This window comes from Achromobacter deleyi (genome assembly GCF_013116765.2).
Taxonomy (GTDB): Bacteria; Pseudomonadota; Gammaproteobacteria; order Burkholderiales; family Burkholderiaceae_B; genus Achromobacter; species Achromobacter deleyi_A.
The window spans coordinates 1,155,022-1,169,902 of sequence record NZ_CP074375.1 but is presented as its reverse complement, the minus strand read 5'-3'; the positions used below and the strand labels follow the sequence as shown (position 1 = coordinate 1,169,902).

The following is a 14,881-nucleotide window of genomic DNA, read 5'->3' as shown; positions in this document are numbered from 1 at the left end:
CCAAATACGGTTCTTGCCCAACCCGGCTCCTGCCCGGTCCCTACGCCAGCCCCTGGCCGCGCAGCACGTCCTGAATTGCCGCCAGGCGCGCCACCGGGTCCGTCAGGGCCAGCAGGCTGGCCTTGTCGTCCGGAGGCAGCGGCAGCAGCTCGCACCAGCGGTTCGCCACCCAGCCGCAGTCGTCCAGCCGGAACGGCGGCGCCAGCGGCATTCTTTCGGGAGGCACGCCATCTTGCTGCCATTGGGCCACCAGGCGTCCCAGCGCATCGGCGCTGGCCTGCATGGCCTGCGGCACGGGCGTGGGCAGGTCATCGGGGATGGGCTCGGCCTCGCCCATCCAAAGACCGTATTTTGCCACTACGCTGGAAAGCAGCCGGAAACGCCCGGTGCCGGTGCACCGGATCTCCAGCAATGCCGGCATGGGCGCCTCCCAGGTGTCGACGCGGGCCATGGTGCCCACGGGCGACAGCATCTCCTGGCCTTCCGGAGAGCGCACCTCATTGCCGGCCAGCAGGCCCACCACGCCGAATTCGCTGCCTTCCGCGATGCTGCGGCGGATCATATCCAGGTAGCGCACCTCGAAGATCCGAAGATGGACCACGCCGGCGGGAAACAACGCGTTGGATAGCGGAAACAACGGAATCAGCGACATGGCCGCCTCCTATTTCACGTGGAAGGCATCGTCCACCGGCACCTGCATTGCCGTCACCAGGGCATTGGTCTGCGCCGCCATGCCGATCACCCCCAGCAGTTCGGCGTGCTGGCCGTCGGTCATGCCGCGGGCCCTGGCCGCGGCGGTATGGGAGTGCACGCAGTAGGTGCAGCCATTGGCCGTGGACACGGCGATATAGATCATCTCGCGCACCAGCGGTGGCAGCTCGCCCTCGGCCAGCATGACCTGCTTGAGCTGGTCCCAGACGCGCCGCATCTGCGGCGGATCGTTGGCCAGCGCGCGCCAGAAGTTGTTGACGAAGTCCGACTTGCGCGTGGCCCGGATGTCCTCGAACACCGCCCACGCCTCGGGATTCTTGCGGATCTCGTCGTCGGACAGCAGCTTTACCGTACTCATTACCCTGCTCCTGGTTGATAAAACACGTTACCCCGCCGTTATTTCACGATTGCGCCCATTGCCCTATCATGTGCCGCAGCCCGGCGTTCAGGCGTTGCGGCCGTCGTACGGAATGCGCGTCAGCGCGTTCAGGTCCAGATTTTCAACGCAGCGCACATTCACCGCCGCGGTTTCCTCGCCCTTGGCCCCCACGCCGAAGCCAAACGGCGCGCAGCCGCAGTTGGCGCAGAAATGATGCGAGATCACGTGCTTGTTGAATTTGTAGGTGGACAGGCTCTGCGTGGATGACGTGATGCGCAGCTGCGCGCGCGGCACGAACCAAAGCAGGTAACCCTTGCGGCTGCAGTGCGAGCAATTGCATTCCAATACCTGGGACACATCGCCGTCGACTTCGAACGCGATCTGTCCGCAATGGCAGCTTCCTTGTTGCATGGTCTGGCTCCTTGGCGTTTCCGGGGCAGACTCCCATCATAGAGCCCAGCCGCCCGCCTTGGCCATGCGGACGAGCCGGGCGTCACCCGGCACGGAGACATCATGCCCCAGTTATCCGCTTACCTGAGTTTCGACGGCAATTGCGCCGACGCCATGCGCTTCTATGAACGCGTGCTGGGCGGCCGGCTCGAGGCGCTGGTCCGCTACGCCGACGCGCCCGCCGACGCCGCCATGCCGGTGCTTTCTTCCGAGGACGCCGGACGCATCATGTACGCCCGGCTGGCGCTGGACGAGCAGACGCTGATGGGCAGCGACGCCACGGCCGGCCATCCCTATCCCGGCAAGCAGGGCGTGGCGCTGGCGCTTGTCTATCCCACGGTTTCCGACGCCCAGCGCGTGTTCGAGCATCTGGCCGACGGCGGCAGCGTGACCATGCCGCTGCAAAAGACATTCTGGGCCGAGGCCTACGGCGCGCTGATCGACCGCTACGGCACCCGCTGGATGGTGAGCGGCGGGCGCCTCAGCCACTAGAACCTGTACGCACCAAAGGAAACAAGACCCGATGACACACGGCATCCATGGAAGCCAGCGCTGGTGGGCGCTGCTGGTGCTCTGCCTGGGCGTCCTGATGATCGTGCTGGACACCACCATCGTCAACGTCGCCCTGCCCTCGATCCGCGAAGACCTGGATTTCACCGAGACCTCGCTGGTCTGGGTCGTCAATGCCTACATGCTGACTTTCGGCGGCTTCCTGCTGCTGGGAGGACGGCTGGGCGATCTGCTGGGACACCGCAGGATGTTCCTGGCGGGACTGACGCTATTCACCGTCGCCTCGCTGGCCTGCGGCTTGGCCCAGGGCCAGGCGCTGCTCATTGCCGCGCGCGCGGCGCAGGGCCTGGGAGGCGCGGTCGTGTCGGCGGTGGCGCTATCGCTCATCATGAATCTCTTCACCGAAGCCGGCGAACGGGCGCGAGCCATGGGCGTGTACGGGTTCGTCTGCGCGGGCGGCGGCAGCATCGGCGTGCTGCTGGGCGGCCTGTTGACCAGCGCGCTGTCCTGGCACTGGATTTTCCTGGTCAACCTGCCGATCGGCGTACTGGTGTATGCGCTATGCCTGCGCCTCCTGCCCAAGGCGCCCCCGGCCGCGGCCGGCGCCAGGCTGGATGTAGCCGGCGCCCTCTCCGTCACGGCCTCGCTGATGCTGGCCGTGTACGCGGTGGTCAACGGCAACGAAGCGGGGTGGACCTCTCCCCAGTCGCTGGGCCTGCTGGGCGCGGCCGTCGCACTGATGGCGCTGTTCCTGGCCATCGAAGCGCGCGTCGCGTCGCCGCTGATGCCGCTGTCGCTGTTCCGCCTGCGCAATGTCGCCACCGCCAACCTGGTCGGCGTGCTGTGGGCTGCCGCGATGTTCGCCTGGTTCTTCGTGTCGGCCTTGTACATGCAGCGCGTGCTGGGCTACAGCCCCATGGAGGTCGGCCTGGCCTTCCTGCCCGCCAACCTGATCATGGCGGCCTTCTCATTGGGTCTGTCGGCCAGAATCGTCATGCGCTTCGGCATACGCGCGCCCCTGGCTGCGGGCCTGTTCATGGCGGCGCTGGGGCTGGCGCTGTTCGCCCGCGCACCGGTGGACGGCGGCTTTGCCGCGGACGTGCTGCCGGGCATGCTGCTGCTGGGCGTGGGCGCCGGCGTGGCCTTCAACCCCATGCTGCTGGCGGCGATGAGCGACGTGGAACCGAGCCAGTCCGGACTGGCCTCGGGCGTGGTGAATACCGCTTTCATGATGGGCGGCGCGCTGGGGCTGGCGGTGCTGGCCAGCCTGGCGGCGGCCCGCAGCGCCACGCTTGCGCGGGCCGGCGCCGACCCCGTCGCGGCGCTCAATGGCGGATATCAGGTGACTTTCCTGGCCGGCGCGCTTATCGCCGCCGCGGCAGCGGCGCTCAGCGCGGCGCTGCTCAAGTCGCGCAATCGCGAACTGCACGCCCGCGCGGATACGCCGCCCTGAGGGATCGGGACGCGCGCCCGGTCGGATCGGACGCGCTCCGCAGCCCCGCGCAACACGTTCAATCCAGCCGCGCCCGGGTGGTAAGCCCGCTCGCCTTGTCCCATTGCTCAGGCGTCAGCTTCTGGACGGTGACGCCGAAAGTCCAGACATGGCCCTCCGGATCCTTCGCGCGATAGATCCGATCGCCGTAGAACTGCGTATCCGGCTCCTGCAGGATCTCGGCGCCCGCCGCCCGCGCATGCGCGCAGTGCGCGTCGACGTCGTCTCCTTGCGCGAGCTGCACATGGATGGACTGGGTATTCTTGCCGCCGACGGAGCGCGGACTCTTGTGATCGTCGCTCCACTCGCCGCCTATCATGACAACGGAATCGCCGTGCGCCATTTCGGAATGAACCAGATTGCCATCGTCGTCAAGAATGACGAAGAGCGGCTCGAAGCCGAATGCGGTCTCGAGCCAGCGGAAGGCGGCCTTCGGGTCCAGATAGGACACAGCGCTTGAAAGACCTTTGTTGCGGTAAACGTCGATCATTCCGGATCTCCTTCAGGAAGCCTGCGAAAGGGCGCGCCCGCGGCCTTGCGCGGACGCGCCATCCCGTAAGAATAGCGTCATGGCGGCCGCCCCGGCCGCCGGCTGGCCGCCGCTTGCGTCACGCCTTCCGGCCTTGCGGCATCCATGCCTCCGCCAGCCTCACGAATGCGCTGGCGCCGATGGGCAGCAAGGCGTCGTTGAAGTCGTAGCTGGTGTTGTGGACGAGGCACGGGCCCTCGCCGTGGCCGGGTTCCCGATGGTCGCCTTCCCCGTTGCCGATGAAGCAATAGCTGCCGGGAACCTCTTCCAGCATGAACGAAAAATCCTCGGCCGCCATGATGGGCGCCTGCGTCAGCACATGCTCCGGCCCCACCACCGTTGCCAGGGCGTCGCGCATGAAGGCGGTCTCGGCCTCATGGTTGATGGTCGACGGATAGTGCCGGGTGAACACAAAGTCGCACTGGGCGCCGAACATGGCCGCCACATGCTGCGCGATTTCTCCCATGCGCCGCTCGATCAGGTCCAGCGTTTCGCGCGTGTAGGCCCGCACCGTGCCGCGCAATTCGCAAACATCGGGAATGACGTTGACCGCCTCGCCCGCGCGCAGCGTGGTCACCGAAATGACCGCCGTCTCCAGCGGCTTCTTGTTGCGGCTGATGATGGTCTGGAACGCTTCGATCATCTGGCCCGCCGCCGGGATCGGGTCGATGGCGAGGTGGGGCATGGCCGCATGGCCGCCCTTGCCGCGTATCGTCACATGGAACTCGCTGTTGGACGCCAGCACGGGCCCGGGCGACGAGGCGAAGCATCCAACCGGAATGCCCGGCATGTTGTGCATGCCGAATACCGCCTCCATCGGAAACTTCTGGAACAGGCCGTCGCGCATCATCTCGCGCGCGCCGCCGCCGCGCTCTTCGGCGGGCTGGAAGATCAGGTACACGGTGCCGTCGAAGTTCCGGTGGCGGGCCAGGTGCTGCGCCGCGCCCAGCAGCATGGCGGTGTGGCCGTCATGGCCGCAGGCGTGCATGACGCCGGCGTGCTTGCTGGCATGGCTGAACTGGTTCACCTCCTGCATCGGCAGCGCGTCCATGTCGGCGCGCAGCCCGAGCGTGCGCGGCGAATCGCCGCTGCGGATCACCCCCACCAGGCCGGTCTTGCCGAACCCGCGATGCACCGGGATGTCCCAGCTTTCCAGCAGTTCGGCCACCAGTTGCGAGGTGCGGTTTTCTTCGAACGCCAGTTCCGGATGCGCATGGATGTCCCGGCGGATCTCGCGGATGGACGAGGAGTGTTCAACGATGTCTTCGATCAGATTCATATGCCTGCATGGGCTCCGCTGGCGGAGCCGTGGGTTCCGGGTTGGATGGATGGAATTCAGTCGGGCTTGATGCCCAGCTTGCGCAGCACGGGGCCCGAGGCGTCGCGCTCCGCCGCGACCCGCCGGGCAAAGGCTTGCGCCGTCAGGTGATACGGCAGCGAACCGTGGCTGGCATACATCTGCTTGAGCGCGCCGTCCTGCTGCGCGCGGCCTATCTCCGTATTGAGCCGCTGGACTATCGCGTCGGGCGTGCCCGCGCGCGCGGCGATGCCCAGCCACACCGCGCCTTCAAAGCCTGAGAAATTGCGCTCGGCCAGCGTAGGCGCCTTGCCGAAGGCAGCGTCCGGCACCGTTTCGCTCATGGCCAGCACGCGCAGGCGGCCTTCCTTGACCATCGGTTCCACCAAGGCGGTGCCGGCGAAGTACATCTGCGTATCGCCCGCCAGGACCGAGTTCAGCGCGCCGGTTCCCGTCTTGAACGGCACATGCATGATATCCACGCCAGCCTGTTCCCGCAGCATTTCGAACAGCACGTGCGGCGGACTGCCGTTGCCGGAGGACGCGTAGTTCAGCTTGCCCGGCTGCTTGCGCGCCTGCGCCAGCAGTTGATCCAGCGACCGCGCAGGCATCTTGTCATTGACCGTCAGCGCCATCGGGATGACCGCAAGCGGACTGACGGGCTGCAAGTCCTGCGCCGGGTCGTAGGTCAGGGCCGGAAAGATGTACGGGTTCCACACCAGATGCGCGTTCGTCACCAGCGCCAGCGTATAGCCGTCCGCCGGCGCGGACTTGAGCTGCTGCATGGCCAGCATGCCGCCGGCGCCCGGCTTGTTCTCGACGACGACCGCCTGGCCGAACGCCCGGTGCAGGCGTTCGGCCAGGGGCCGCGCGAACAGGTCGGGCAAGCTGCCGGGCCCCCCGTTGACCAGGATGGTCACGGGCTTGGCCGGCCAGGTGTCGGCGCTGGCCGACGGCCCGGCCGCCAGCGCGGCAAGCGCGGCCAGGCAGGACGCGGCGCGCCGCAAGAAGGTACCCCGCCCGTGTCTCCGGGTGTCGCGTATGCGTGTCACTGCTTGTCTCCAGGCGCGCCTGCCGCCGGCTATGTGCCGGTCATCTGTGCGACGCGCTTTTCTACGATAAGCAGCATAAATCTCGGCGTCAATACATTTTATCGAGATTTTTACACATAAGCCTCCTGGCCGGTGGAATCAGGACGCGCGCGCCGTCAGCCATTCCGCGGGTTGCAGCGGCTTGCCCACGACACGAATCTCGCCCAGAGCACCCAGGAAGCCGCCACTGGGATCGCCGCCATCCCAGTAACCCGCGCCCACGGTCCACGGCAGGCCCAGCGAGGCCAGGCCCGCGCCGTCCACGGCGTTGCGCAGCACCGGCGCGCCTTCCACGTACATCGTGGTTTCGCGCGTCGCGGGGTCGTTGACCACCGCCACGTGCAGCCACGTGTCCACCAGGATCTCGCCCGACCAATTGGTGCGCGCGCTGACGGGCGTGACCACCGAGGGCACCACTTCCCACTGCACTTCGCGCAGATTGGAGATGGCGAACTGCAGGGGCGGCGATTGCGGCAGGCTGCCGGCCCATCCCGCCAGATTGCCGCGGCGTCCGGCGCGCGTCATGATGTTCATCCAGGCGTTGGCGGCTGCCGTCCAGTCGCCAGCGATCTTGATGAAGGCCTCCACCGTGTACCCGCTGGTGAACGTTTCGTTGTTCAGCGTCGCGGCGACGTCGGTCAGGAAGTAGCTCAGGCGCGGCCCGGCGGTATTGCGGAACGTGATGCTGCCGGGCGCCGCCGACAGGCGATGGCGGTCGGCGCTCCAGACCAGGTCGCCTTCTTGCGCGGTGTTGCCCGCCGGCGCGTTCAGCGGCGCGCGCGTCAGCGCATTGTTGTTGCCGGACTTGTCGGCGATCACCGCGCCTTGCGCGACCGCGGCGCCCGCGACGCCGCCCACGAAGCGCCAGTGCGCCAGCGTGCCGGCGGCGTGCGCGTAGTCTTCATCGTTGACGGGCGCGGCCTTCTCGGGCGGCTTCGCGTCGGTGTAGCCGTTCAGCGCCAACGCCAGGGCGGCGTCCGTGACGCTGCCTTCGCGCGAGCCGGGCCCCGCCTTGAAGTTGGGATTGAAAGCAGCAAAGCGCTTGGTGAAGTCCATCTCGATCACGAACTGGTTGTTCGCGTCGGTCAGCACCGCCTGGTCGAATTCATTGACCGTGGCCTTGGGCTTCTGCGGCACCCACGGCGAAAACGACGACGCGACGATGCGGTTATTGCTCAGGTCGAATTCATAGAAGCGCAACAGGCCGTTGCCGCCTTGATACGCCATCTGGTAATCCACCACCATTTCCTCGACCGCATGACCGAAGTCGTTGATCTTCGTCAGGTGCGCGGCGCCGTGATGGTGGCCATTGACGGTCATGAAGATCTGGTCGCAGCCCCGGATCAGCTTGTCCCACAGCATCAGGCCGTAGTCGACTTCCAGCGGGCTCACCCCGTCGTTGGCGATGGCCAGCAACTGGTGGTTGACCAGGATGGCGGGCAAGGAGGAATGCGTCTGCAGGACCTGCCGGGCCCACGCCAGGCCGGCGTCCGACACGCGCCAAGACAAGGACAGCACCAGGAACTGCTGCCCTTCCGCCTCGAACACGTGGTATTCGTGAAAGCCGCTGGCGTCGCGGCCGCGGAAGGTGGCCTGCGCGCCGGCGCGGTCCTTGCCGAACCACTTCAGGTAGGGTTCGGCCGCCGGGTCGCGGGTGGCGTCCGTGCCGTTGACCGGGTCGGACTCAAAGCCGATGTCCTGCAGCACGTCGTGGTTCCCCGCCAGTATCGAGTACGGCACGCCCGCGTCTTCCAGGCGCTTCATGGCGGCGTCGGCCACTTCCCATTGCTGCGGCTTGGACACCTGGTCCACCACGTCGCCCACATGAATGACGAACGGGATGTTCAGCGCCTTGGCCGACTGCGCGATCCAGCTGGTCTGCGCCATGAACGGTTCGCTGCCGAACAGCTTGGCGAACTGGTTGCCGGTTTCAGCCGTGGCGTAGCGCGCATAGAACTGCGTGTCCGGCAGCACCACCAGTCCGAAACTGGACAGGAGCTTCGGCGCGGGCGGCGGTTCGGTCCCGCCTTCGTTGCCGCCACCGGGGCCAGACGCCGCGGCGTCCTCATCGTCGTCGCCGCCGCAGGCCGCCAGCAGGGAAGTCAGGCCGGCAGGCAGCGCCCACGTCCCCACGCCCGCCTTGATGATGGAACGCCGGCGCGTGTTGACGCCGTGCTGCTGCAAGCCGTCCCCGGCGTCCTGGCCGATCCCGCTTTCTTTCTGGTCTGAAGACACTCTGCACTCCGTGATTCGAGAGAAGTCCCGGGCGCGCGCCGGTCCCCCCTGGACCGGACGATCCGATGCCCCACGGCATCCGCGCCCGAAGCCGCCACTCTAGGCAGGCAATGCAACAGGGGAATGAACCGCGGGTGACCAGTACGTGAAAGGTCTTTGAATCAGCGCCGTTTGCCGAATACGGACTTCGGCGCGCGGCCGTGAAAGCGCGTGAAGGCCGCGCTGAAATTGGCCGGATGGCGATAGCCCACGCGATAGGCCGCCTGCGCCACCTGGCAGCCGGATTCCAGCAGTTCCCAGGCCCGTCGCATGCGCAGCTCGGTCAGCAGCCGGTGCGGGCTGTTGCCGTAGAGCTGGCGGAATCCTTCCTTCAGCTTGAACTCGTTCAGTCCGGTGGCCAGGCACAGGTACTGCACGGTCAGCTCGCGGTCCATCTGCTCCTGCATCAAGGCGCGCGCCGCTTCCAGCCGCGCGATGTCGGCCTGGCTGAGGCGGCCGTCTTGCGGCGCGGGCGCCAGGCACCGCAACTGACGCGCCAGCAGGGTCAGCGCCCGGATGTGCGCGTCCAGCGGATCGGCGCTTCCGGCCAGTTCGACGGCGGCGGCGGCCAGGTCCGGCGTGGAGCGCCCCTGCGCCAGGCAACGCAGCCGCCCCCCGCCCAGCAAGCCATCGGCGCGCTCATCGCCCGCGTAGCGGCGCAAGATGCGTTCGTCCACCAGCAGGCGCAATTGCGACACCGCGGCGCCGCCCAGGTAGCGGCGCTCTCCCGGGCTGCGCTGGAATGCGGTCACGGTGGTGTGGCCGCCACGAAAGTCCAGCCCCGATCCGTCGGCGCCCCGATAGGCCGACGCGCCCTGCATCGCCAGCGTAATGACCAGCGTGCGCGCGCCCTGCCCGGCCGCGCTCTCTTCGATCAGGTCGCGCGCCGGCGTGTACTGCGAATGCACCAGCGTCAGCCCATCGTCCAGATCCAGCCGGTCGGCATGGCAGTCGCCCAGGTCTTGCGGCAAGGCATGGCGCTGCCATCCCGGGCGGGCGCCGCTGCGCGCCTGGGCAAGCGTGGATGAAACGCGCGTGGGCATGAAGCTTCCTTTGCTGGCGCGACCCGCTGCGCGGCCGCCGACGATACGCATATGAACGGATCCGGAACGCATACAAGAATGGGGGATCGCTGTTCGCATAAATAAATACCATCGACGCAAGCGCTGCACAAGGACAGCGTCCAACCAGGACCCATCATGCATTCAGACCTCTCCCACCCCATGCAACGCTACTGGAATCTGGCTGCCGCGCCGATCCAGGCCACGGCGCTGGACGCCGCCCTGGACCTGGGCGTGCTGGACCATTTGACCGAACCCGCCAGTGCCGCCGAGGTGGCCGGTGCCTTGGGCCTGCGCGCCCCGCAGACCGCGCACCTGCTGGACATGCTGTGGAGCCTGGACCTGCTGCACCGCATGGAAGGCGACCCGCCGCGATACCTGTGCCAGCCGCATGCGCGCCAGCACTTTTGCCAGGGGCAGCCCGGCTACTGCGCGGATGCGTGGCGATACCGGCGCCGTTCGCTGGCGCATTTCAGCGAACAGCTGGCCGGGCTGCTGAGCCTGGACGGGCCGGCGCCCGATCCCTATGTGCAGACCAATGCGAAGGGATGGGCCGACGCGGCCCGCGTGCAGATCGGCCAGGAACAGCGCGCCGTCGCGGTGGCCGCGGCCCGCGTAGCGATCGGCTGCGTGCCGGGCGCGGGGCAGGCCCGGCGCATCCTGGACCTGGGCGGCGGCCCCGGACTCATCGGAATCGACCTGGTGCGCGGCAACCCCGAAGCCACGGGCGTGGTGTTCGACTGGCCTGAAACCGCCGCGGTGGCGCAAGAGAACATCGTCCAGGCCGGATTGGCCGGCCGGATGACGGTGCTGGGCGGAGATCTCGCGCGCGACCCCATCGGGGCCGGCTATGACCTGATCTGGTGCTCTTCGGTGCTGCACTTCGTGCCGGACGCCGCCGCCGCCCTGCGCAAGATGCACGAGGCGCTGGCCCCGGGCGGACTGCTGGTGATGGCCCACGCCGAAATCGCCGCCGATGCCTGCGCCGCCGCCCGCGTGCTGCCCTTTTACCTGCCGATGCTGCTGCTGGGCCGGCGCGTGACCCGCCAGGGCGAATTGCAGAGGATGCTGCAGGATTGCGGCTACGCCGAAGTGCGCGGCTTTGACTCCGGACGTTTCCCCATGGCTCCGCTGCATGTGCTGGCCGCCCGCAAGCCTGCGCAGCGCAATGAGGCGGGCGCTTTCGGCCTGAAACCCAGGGACTTATGCGGCGTCACAAAATAGCCTGATAGGTACTCAGTGCTTTGACAGTCTGAACCAGTCCCTGTCGCAGAAGCACGTCCAGATAACGATTCACATCCATTGTCGGATTCTTGAGTTGTGCGCGCTGGCGCTGGGCGGCGGAGACGACTGCAGCCTGGTCCAGATCGAACAGGTTTTCGACGAACTCGTCCGGGTGCTGCGCTTCGATGCCGTAGGGGTCGAGCGCAGCGGCCGGAAAATCCTTTTGGTTGAACGTGACGATCACGCTCGCGCTGCAGCGGATTGCCGCGGCCAGTACGTGGCGATCATCGGGATCCGGCAGACTCAGCCCGGCGATGAGAGTCTCGTGGCCGGTAACCAAGCCATCTGGAATTGCCCGGTCCATCAAGGCGGAAGTGCGGTCCAGTTGCTCGGACGTAAGGTCGCCTCGGTTGCTTAGCAGATTGCGTTTCCATTCATCGTGGATCTGCGGACTCCATCGCGCGCGAAACCTTCCCGACAGCCCGAGCCACATCAGGAAATCGCGCAGAGGTGCGGGATACAGGACGCAGGCGTCGTAGACGGCGGTGAACGGCGAATGCCTCACTCATACCCCATGGCCAGTTCCTGGGCCTGCCTGGCAAGTTCTTCCATGGCTTGCTCGCTGGCGCGCTCGCGTTCAGCCTTGAACTGCATCAGGTCGGCGAAGCGCACGCGGCGGTGCTTGCCGGTTCGGTGGAATGGGAGCAGGCCCTCTTCCAGCAGCTTGACGATATGGGGCCGCGAAACGTTGAGAAGATCAGCGGCTTCCTGGGTTGTCAGCTCGGCATGGATCGGGACGACCTGGACGGCGTTGCCGTCGGCGAGTTCCGCCAGGATATCCACCAGCAGGCGCAGCGCCGAGGTGGGCAACTCCACGTTGTGGGCCTGGTTCTGGTCGTCAAGAATCTGGATGCTTTGAGTCTCGAACCTGGTTGCAAGGTAGGCCGCCAAGGCGCGTTGGCCTTGCACAGCCGCTTCTACCTCGCGCTCGACGGGCAGCACCATTTTGGACAGCGCGGTGTGAGGCATAGGAAGACTCCGTGGCTCCATGACGGCTCACATCTTAAACGAAATATTCGAAACTCGCAATAAACGAAACCATCCTATTCCGGGCTTAAGAAGTATGGGGACGCAGTTGACCGGGCGTGCCTTCGGTGGAGGCCTCGGCATGATGGGATTCTGTGTTTCAGCCCCCGGGCCGATGCAGGGCCAGCACCTCGCGCAGTGATTGCGCGGCGCCCTGCAGCACGGGGACGGCGCGCAGCAGGTCATCCAGCATGACGCGGGCAGTGGGCGCATGGCAGGCCACCGCCGCGACAACGCGGTCTTCGTCGTCGCGCACCGGCACCGCCACCGCGCTCATCCCGCGCACGAACTCTTCGTTGTCGATGCCGATGCCGCGCGCGGCCAGGCGCTCCAGTTCCTCTTCCAGCCGCGCCGGGTCCGTCAGCGTGCGCGGCGTGTTCCGCGTGAGCGGCAGGCGCGCCAGCACGCGGCCTCGCTCAAGGCGGTTCATGGAAGCCAGGAACAGCTTGCCGCTGGCGGTGCAGTGCATGGGGACATGGCTGCCCACCGCGAAGAACAGGCGCAGCGGCTCGGTGGTCTCGACCCGTTCCATGTAGACCACCTGGTCGCCGTCCGGCGCGGTCAGGTTGCAGGTTTCGCCCAAGGTGGCGACCAGCTTGGTCAGCACCGCGCGGCAGGCCCGCGTGAAAGCGGAAGCGCGCAAGGTGGACAGGGCCAGCGACGTGGCTTGCGGTCCCGGCACATAGCCGTTCTCGGTGGGCGTGGCCGCCACGAAGCCGGCGCGCTGCATGGCCGCCAGCAGCCGCATCAGCGTGGTCTTGGGCATGTCCAGCCGCTGCGCCAGTTGCGCCAGCGTGGGCGGATGCTGGGCCCGCGCCAGATGGTCCAGCACCAGCAGGGCCCGCAGCGAACGCGAGGCTTCCTGCTGCTGGCCGGCGGCGTCGCTGGCGCCTGCTTCGGGCGCCTGGCCCGATGCTGCACTGCGATTTTGAAACCGAAGCCGCATGTTCTGTTCCATTTCCCCGCCCTTGCGCTTGTTGTGCTTTGTTCTACGCGCCCGCTTCCTAGAATCGCCACAGATGCCGGCCTGGTCCGCGTTGCCATGCAGGGACCCGGCGTAGCCCAGTATATAAGGGAGACCGTGCGGAAATGTCCGATACCGTGGATTACATCGTGGTGGGGGCCGGGTCAGCCGGATGCGTGATGGCGAACCGGCTGAGCGCGGACGGCGCGCATTCCGTCTGCCTGCTGGAGGCCGGCCCCAAGGACCGCTACCCGTGGATACACATCCCCATCGGCTACGGCAAGACGATGTTCCACAAAGTGGTGAACTGGGGCTATTACACGGACCCCGATCCCAACATGCTGGGCCGGCGCATCTATTGGCCGCGCGGCCGCACGCTGGGCGGATCCAGCTCGATCAACGGCCTGATCTACATCCGCGGCCAGCGCGCCGACTACGACGCCTGGGCGGACGCCGGCAACCCAGGCTGGAGCTGGGACGACTGCCTGCCCTACTTCCGCAAACTGGAAAACAACGACCTGGGTCCCGGCCCCACTCGCGGCACCGAAGGCCCACTCAACGCCACGTCCATCAGGACGCCGCACCCGCTGGTGGAAGCGCTGATCGCCGCCGCCGGCAAGCTGGGCGTTCCCCACGTGCAGGACTTCAACACCGGCGACCAGGAAGGCGTGGGCTATTACCAGCTCACCACGCGCAACGGCCGCCGCTGCTCCACCGCCGTGGCCTATCTGCGCCCCGCGCAGGACCGCCCCAACCTGCGCGTGGAGACCGACGCGCACGCCATGGCAATACTGTTCGAAGGCCGCCGCGCCTGCGGGGTGCGTTACCGGCAGGACGGCCAGGTGCGCACGCTGCGCGCGCGGCGCGAAGTGGTGCTGTGCGCGGGCGCGCTGCAATCGCCGCAGCTGCTGCAATTGTCCGGCGTCGGCCCGGCCGCCCTGCTGCGCCAGTTCGGCATCGGCGTGGTGCGCGACCTTCCTGGCGTGGGCGAAAACCTGCAGGACCACCTGCAGATCCGCCTGATTTTCGAGACGACCCGCCCCATCACCACCAATGACCAGCTGCGCACGCTGGCCGGGCGCGCGCGCATGGGGCTGCAATGGCTGCTGTTCCGCAGCGGTCCGCTGGCCGTCGGCATCAACCAGGGCGGCCTGTTCTGCCGGGTCGATCCCGCCAGCCGCAGGCCCGACACCCAGTTCCACTTCGCCACGCTGTCGGCGGACATGGCGGGGGGCAAGGTACACCCGTTCTCCGGCTGCACCTATTCGGTCTGCCAGCTTCGCCCATCCTCGCGCGGCCGCGTGCAGCTGCGCAGCGCCGATCCTTTCGAAGCGCCCTCCATGCAGCCGAACTACCTGTCCACGGAGCTGGACCGCCGCATGGCGGTGGCCGCCGTCAAGTACGCGCGGCAGGTCGCCGCGACCGAACCGCTGGCCGGCCTGATGAAGCGCGAATTCCGGCCCGGCGCCGACGTCCGCACCGACGACGAGATCCTGCACTTCTGCCGGCAATACGGCGCCACCATCTTCCATCCTTCCGGCACTGCCCGGATGGGGCCGCGCGACGATCCCATGGCGGTCGTGGACGAACGCCTGCGCGTGCGCGGCGTTTCCGGCCTGCGGGTGGTGGATTGCTCGATCATGCCCACCCTCGTGTCCGGCAACACCAATGCGCCGGTCGTGATGCTGGCCGAACGCGCGGCCGATTTCATGTTGCAGGACATCAGGCAGGCCCGTGCACAGACGCTGCGCACGACCGCCCGGATGGAGATGACGGATCCCGGATAGCAGTTACGGATAGCGCAAAGAAACGG

Annotated in this window: 15 protein-coding genes; 4 read left to right on the top strand and 11 right to left on the bottom strand. The window is 67.3% G+C overall.

All coding sequences use genetic code 11. The features are described 5' to 3' along the window. Positions 1–40: 40 nt before the first annotated feature. From HLG70_RS05365 to HLG70_RS05355, 3 genes are all read right to left on the bottom strand, one after another. Complete coding sequence (locus HLG70_RS05365; protein ID WP_171663596.1) at positions 41–652, bottom strand: LON peptidase substrate-binding domain-containing protein; 612 nt, start codon at positions 650–652, stop codon at positions 41–43. 9 nt (positions 653–661) lie between these two features. Next, positions 662–1,069, bottom strand: a complete 408-nt coding sequence (locus tag HLG70_RS05360; RefSeq protein WP_171663597.1) for a carboxymuconolactone decarboxylase family protein — start codon at positions 1,067–1,069, stop codon at positions 662–664. Positions 1,070–1,156: 87 nt separating this feature from the next. Further along, positions 1,157–1,501, bottom strand: coding sequence for a GFA family protein (locus tag HLG70_RS05355; protein WP_171663598.1), 345 nt, complete (start codon positions 1,499–1,501; stop codon positions 1,157–1,159). A gap of 102 nt (positions 1,502–1,603) precedes the next feature. On the opposite strand from HLG70_RS05355, the gene HLG70_RS05350 reads away from it, so the two are divergent. Beyond that, on the top strand, positions 1,604–2,032 hold the full coding sequence (locus HLG70_RS05350) for a VOC family protein (protein ID WP_171663599.1): 429 nt from the start codon (positions 1,604–1,606) through the stop codon (positions 2,030–2,032). A 31-nt stretch (positions 2,033–2,063) separates the two neighbouring features. Next, a complete protein-coding gene (locus tag HLG70_RS05345) occupies positions 2,064–3,503 on the top strand; it encodes an MFS transporter (protein WP_171663600.1) in 1,440 nt (479 codons plus the stop codon). A 58-nt stretch (positions 3,504–3,561) separates the two neighbouring features. Here HLG70_RS05345 and HLG70_RS05340 read toward each other — a convergent pair whose 3' ends face one another. The 5 genes from HLG70_RS05340 to HLG70_RS05320 form a co-directional block, all read right to left on the bottom strand. After that, positions 3,562–4,032, bottom strand: coding sequence for a VOC family protein (locus HLG70_RS05340; RefSeq protein WP_171663601.1), 471 nt, complete (start codon positions 4,030–4,032; stop codon positions 3,562–3,564). A gap of 118 nt (positions 4,033–4,150) precedes the next feature. Further along, positions 4,151–5,350: a M20 aminoacylase family protein gene (locus tag HLG70_RS05335; protein WP_171663602.1), complete on the bottom strand. Its 1,200-nt coding sequence runs from the start codon at positions 5,348–5,350 to the stop codon at positions 4,151–4,153. Positions 5,351–5,406: 56 nt separating this feature from the next. Beyond that, a complete protein-coding gene (locus HLG70_RS05330) occupies positions 5,407–6,420 on the bottom strand; it encodes a Bug family tripartite tricarboxylate transporter substrate binding protein (RefSeq protein WP_234103406.1) in 1,014 nt (337 codons plus the stop codon). A 138-nt stretch (positions 6,421–6,558) separates the two neighbouring features. Next, entirely contained in the window at positions 6,559–8,694 is a 2,136-nt protein-coding gene (locus tag HLG70_RS05325; RefSeq protein ID WP_234103404.1) for a LamG-like jellyroll fold domain-containing protein, read from the bottom strand. Positions 8,695–8,855: 161 nt separating this feature from the next. Continuing rightward, positions 8,856–9,776: a helix-turn-helix domain-containing protein gene (locus tag HLG70_RS05320; protein WP_171663603.1), complete on the bottom strand. Its 921-nt coding sequence runs from the start codon at positions 9,774–9,776 to the stop codon at positions 8,856–8,858. 156 nt (positions 9,777–9,932) lie between these two features. On the opposite strand from HLG70_RS05320, the gene HLG70_RS05315 reads away from it, so the two are divergent. After that, positions 9,933–11,018 carry a methyltransferase gene (locus tag HLG70_RS05315; RefSeq protein ID WP_171663604.1) on the top strand — a complete coding sequence of 362 codons (1,086 nt, stop codon included), beginning with the start codon at positions 9,933–9,935 and terminating at the stop codon, positions 11,016–11,018. On the opposite strand, the gene HLG70_RS05310 is transcribed toward HLG70_RS05315, so the two are convergent. From HLG70_RS05310 to HLG70_RS05300, 3 genes are all read right to left on the bottom strand, one after another. Further along, on the bottom strand, positions 11,008–11,583 hold the full coding sequence (locus HLG70_RS05310) for a PIN domain-containing protein (protein ID WP_171663605.1): 576 nt from the start codon (positions 11,581–11,583) through the stop codon (positions 11,008–11,010). The genes HLG70_RS05315 and HLG70_RS05310 overlap by 11 nt on opposite strands. Then, complete coding sequence (locus HLG70_RS05305) at positions 11,580–12,047, bottom strand: helix-turn-helix domain-containing protein (protein WP_171663606.1); 468 nt, start codon at positions 12,045–12,047, stop codon at positions 11,580–11,582. The genes HLG70_RS05310 and HLG70_RS05305 overlap by 4 nt, the downstream gene beginning before the upstream one ends. A 157-nt stretch (positions 12,048–12,204) precedes the next feature. Beyond that, positions 12,205–13,062 (bottom strand): IclR family transcriptional regulator, encoded by an 858-nt coding sequence (locus HLG70_RS05300; RefSeq protein ID WP_171663607.1) that lies wholly within the window; start codon positions 13,060–13,062, stop codon positions 12,205–12,207. 131 nt (positions 13,063–13,193) lie between these two features. Here HLG70_RS05300 and HLG70_RS05295 point away from each other — a divergent pair, with 131 nt between their 5' ends. Further along, positions 13,194–14,855, top strand: a complete 1,662-nt coding sequence (locus HLG70_RS05295; protein WP_171663608.1) for a GMC family oxidoreductase — start codon at positions 13,194–13,196, stop codon at positions 14,853–14,855. Positions 14,856–14,881: the final 26 nt, after the last annotated feature.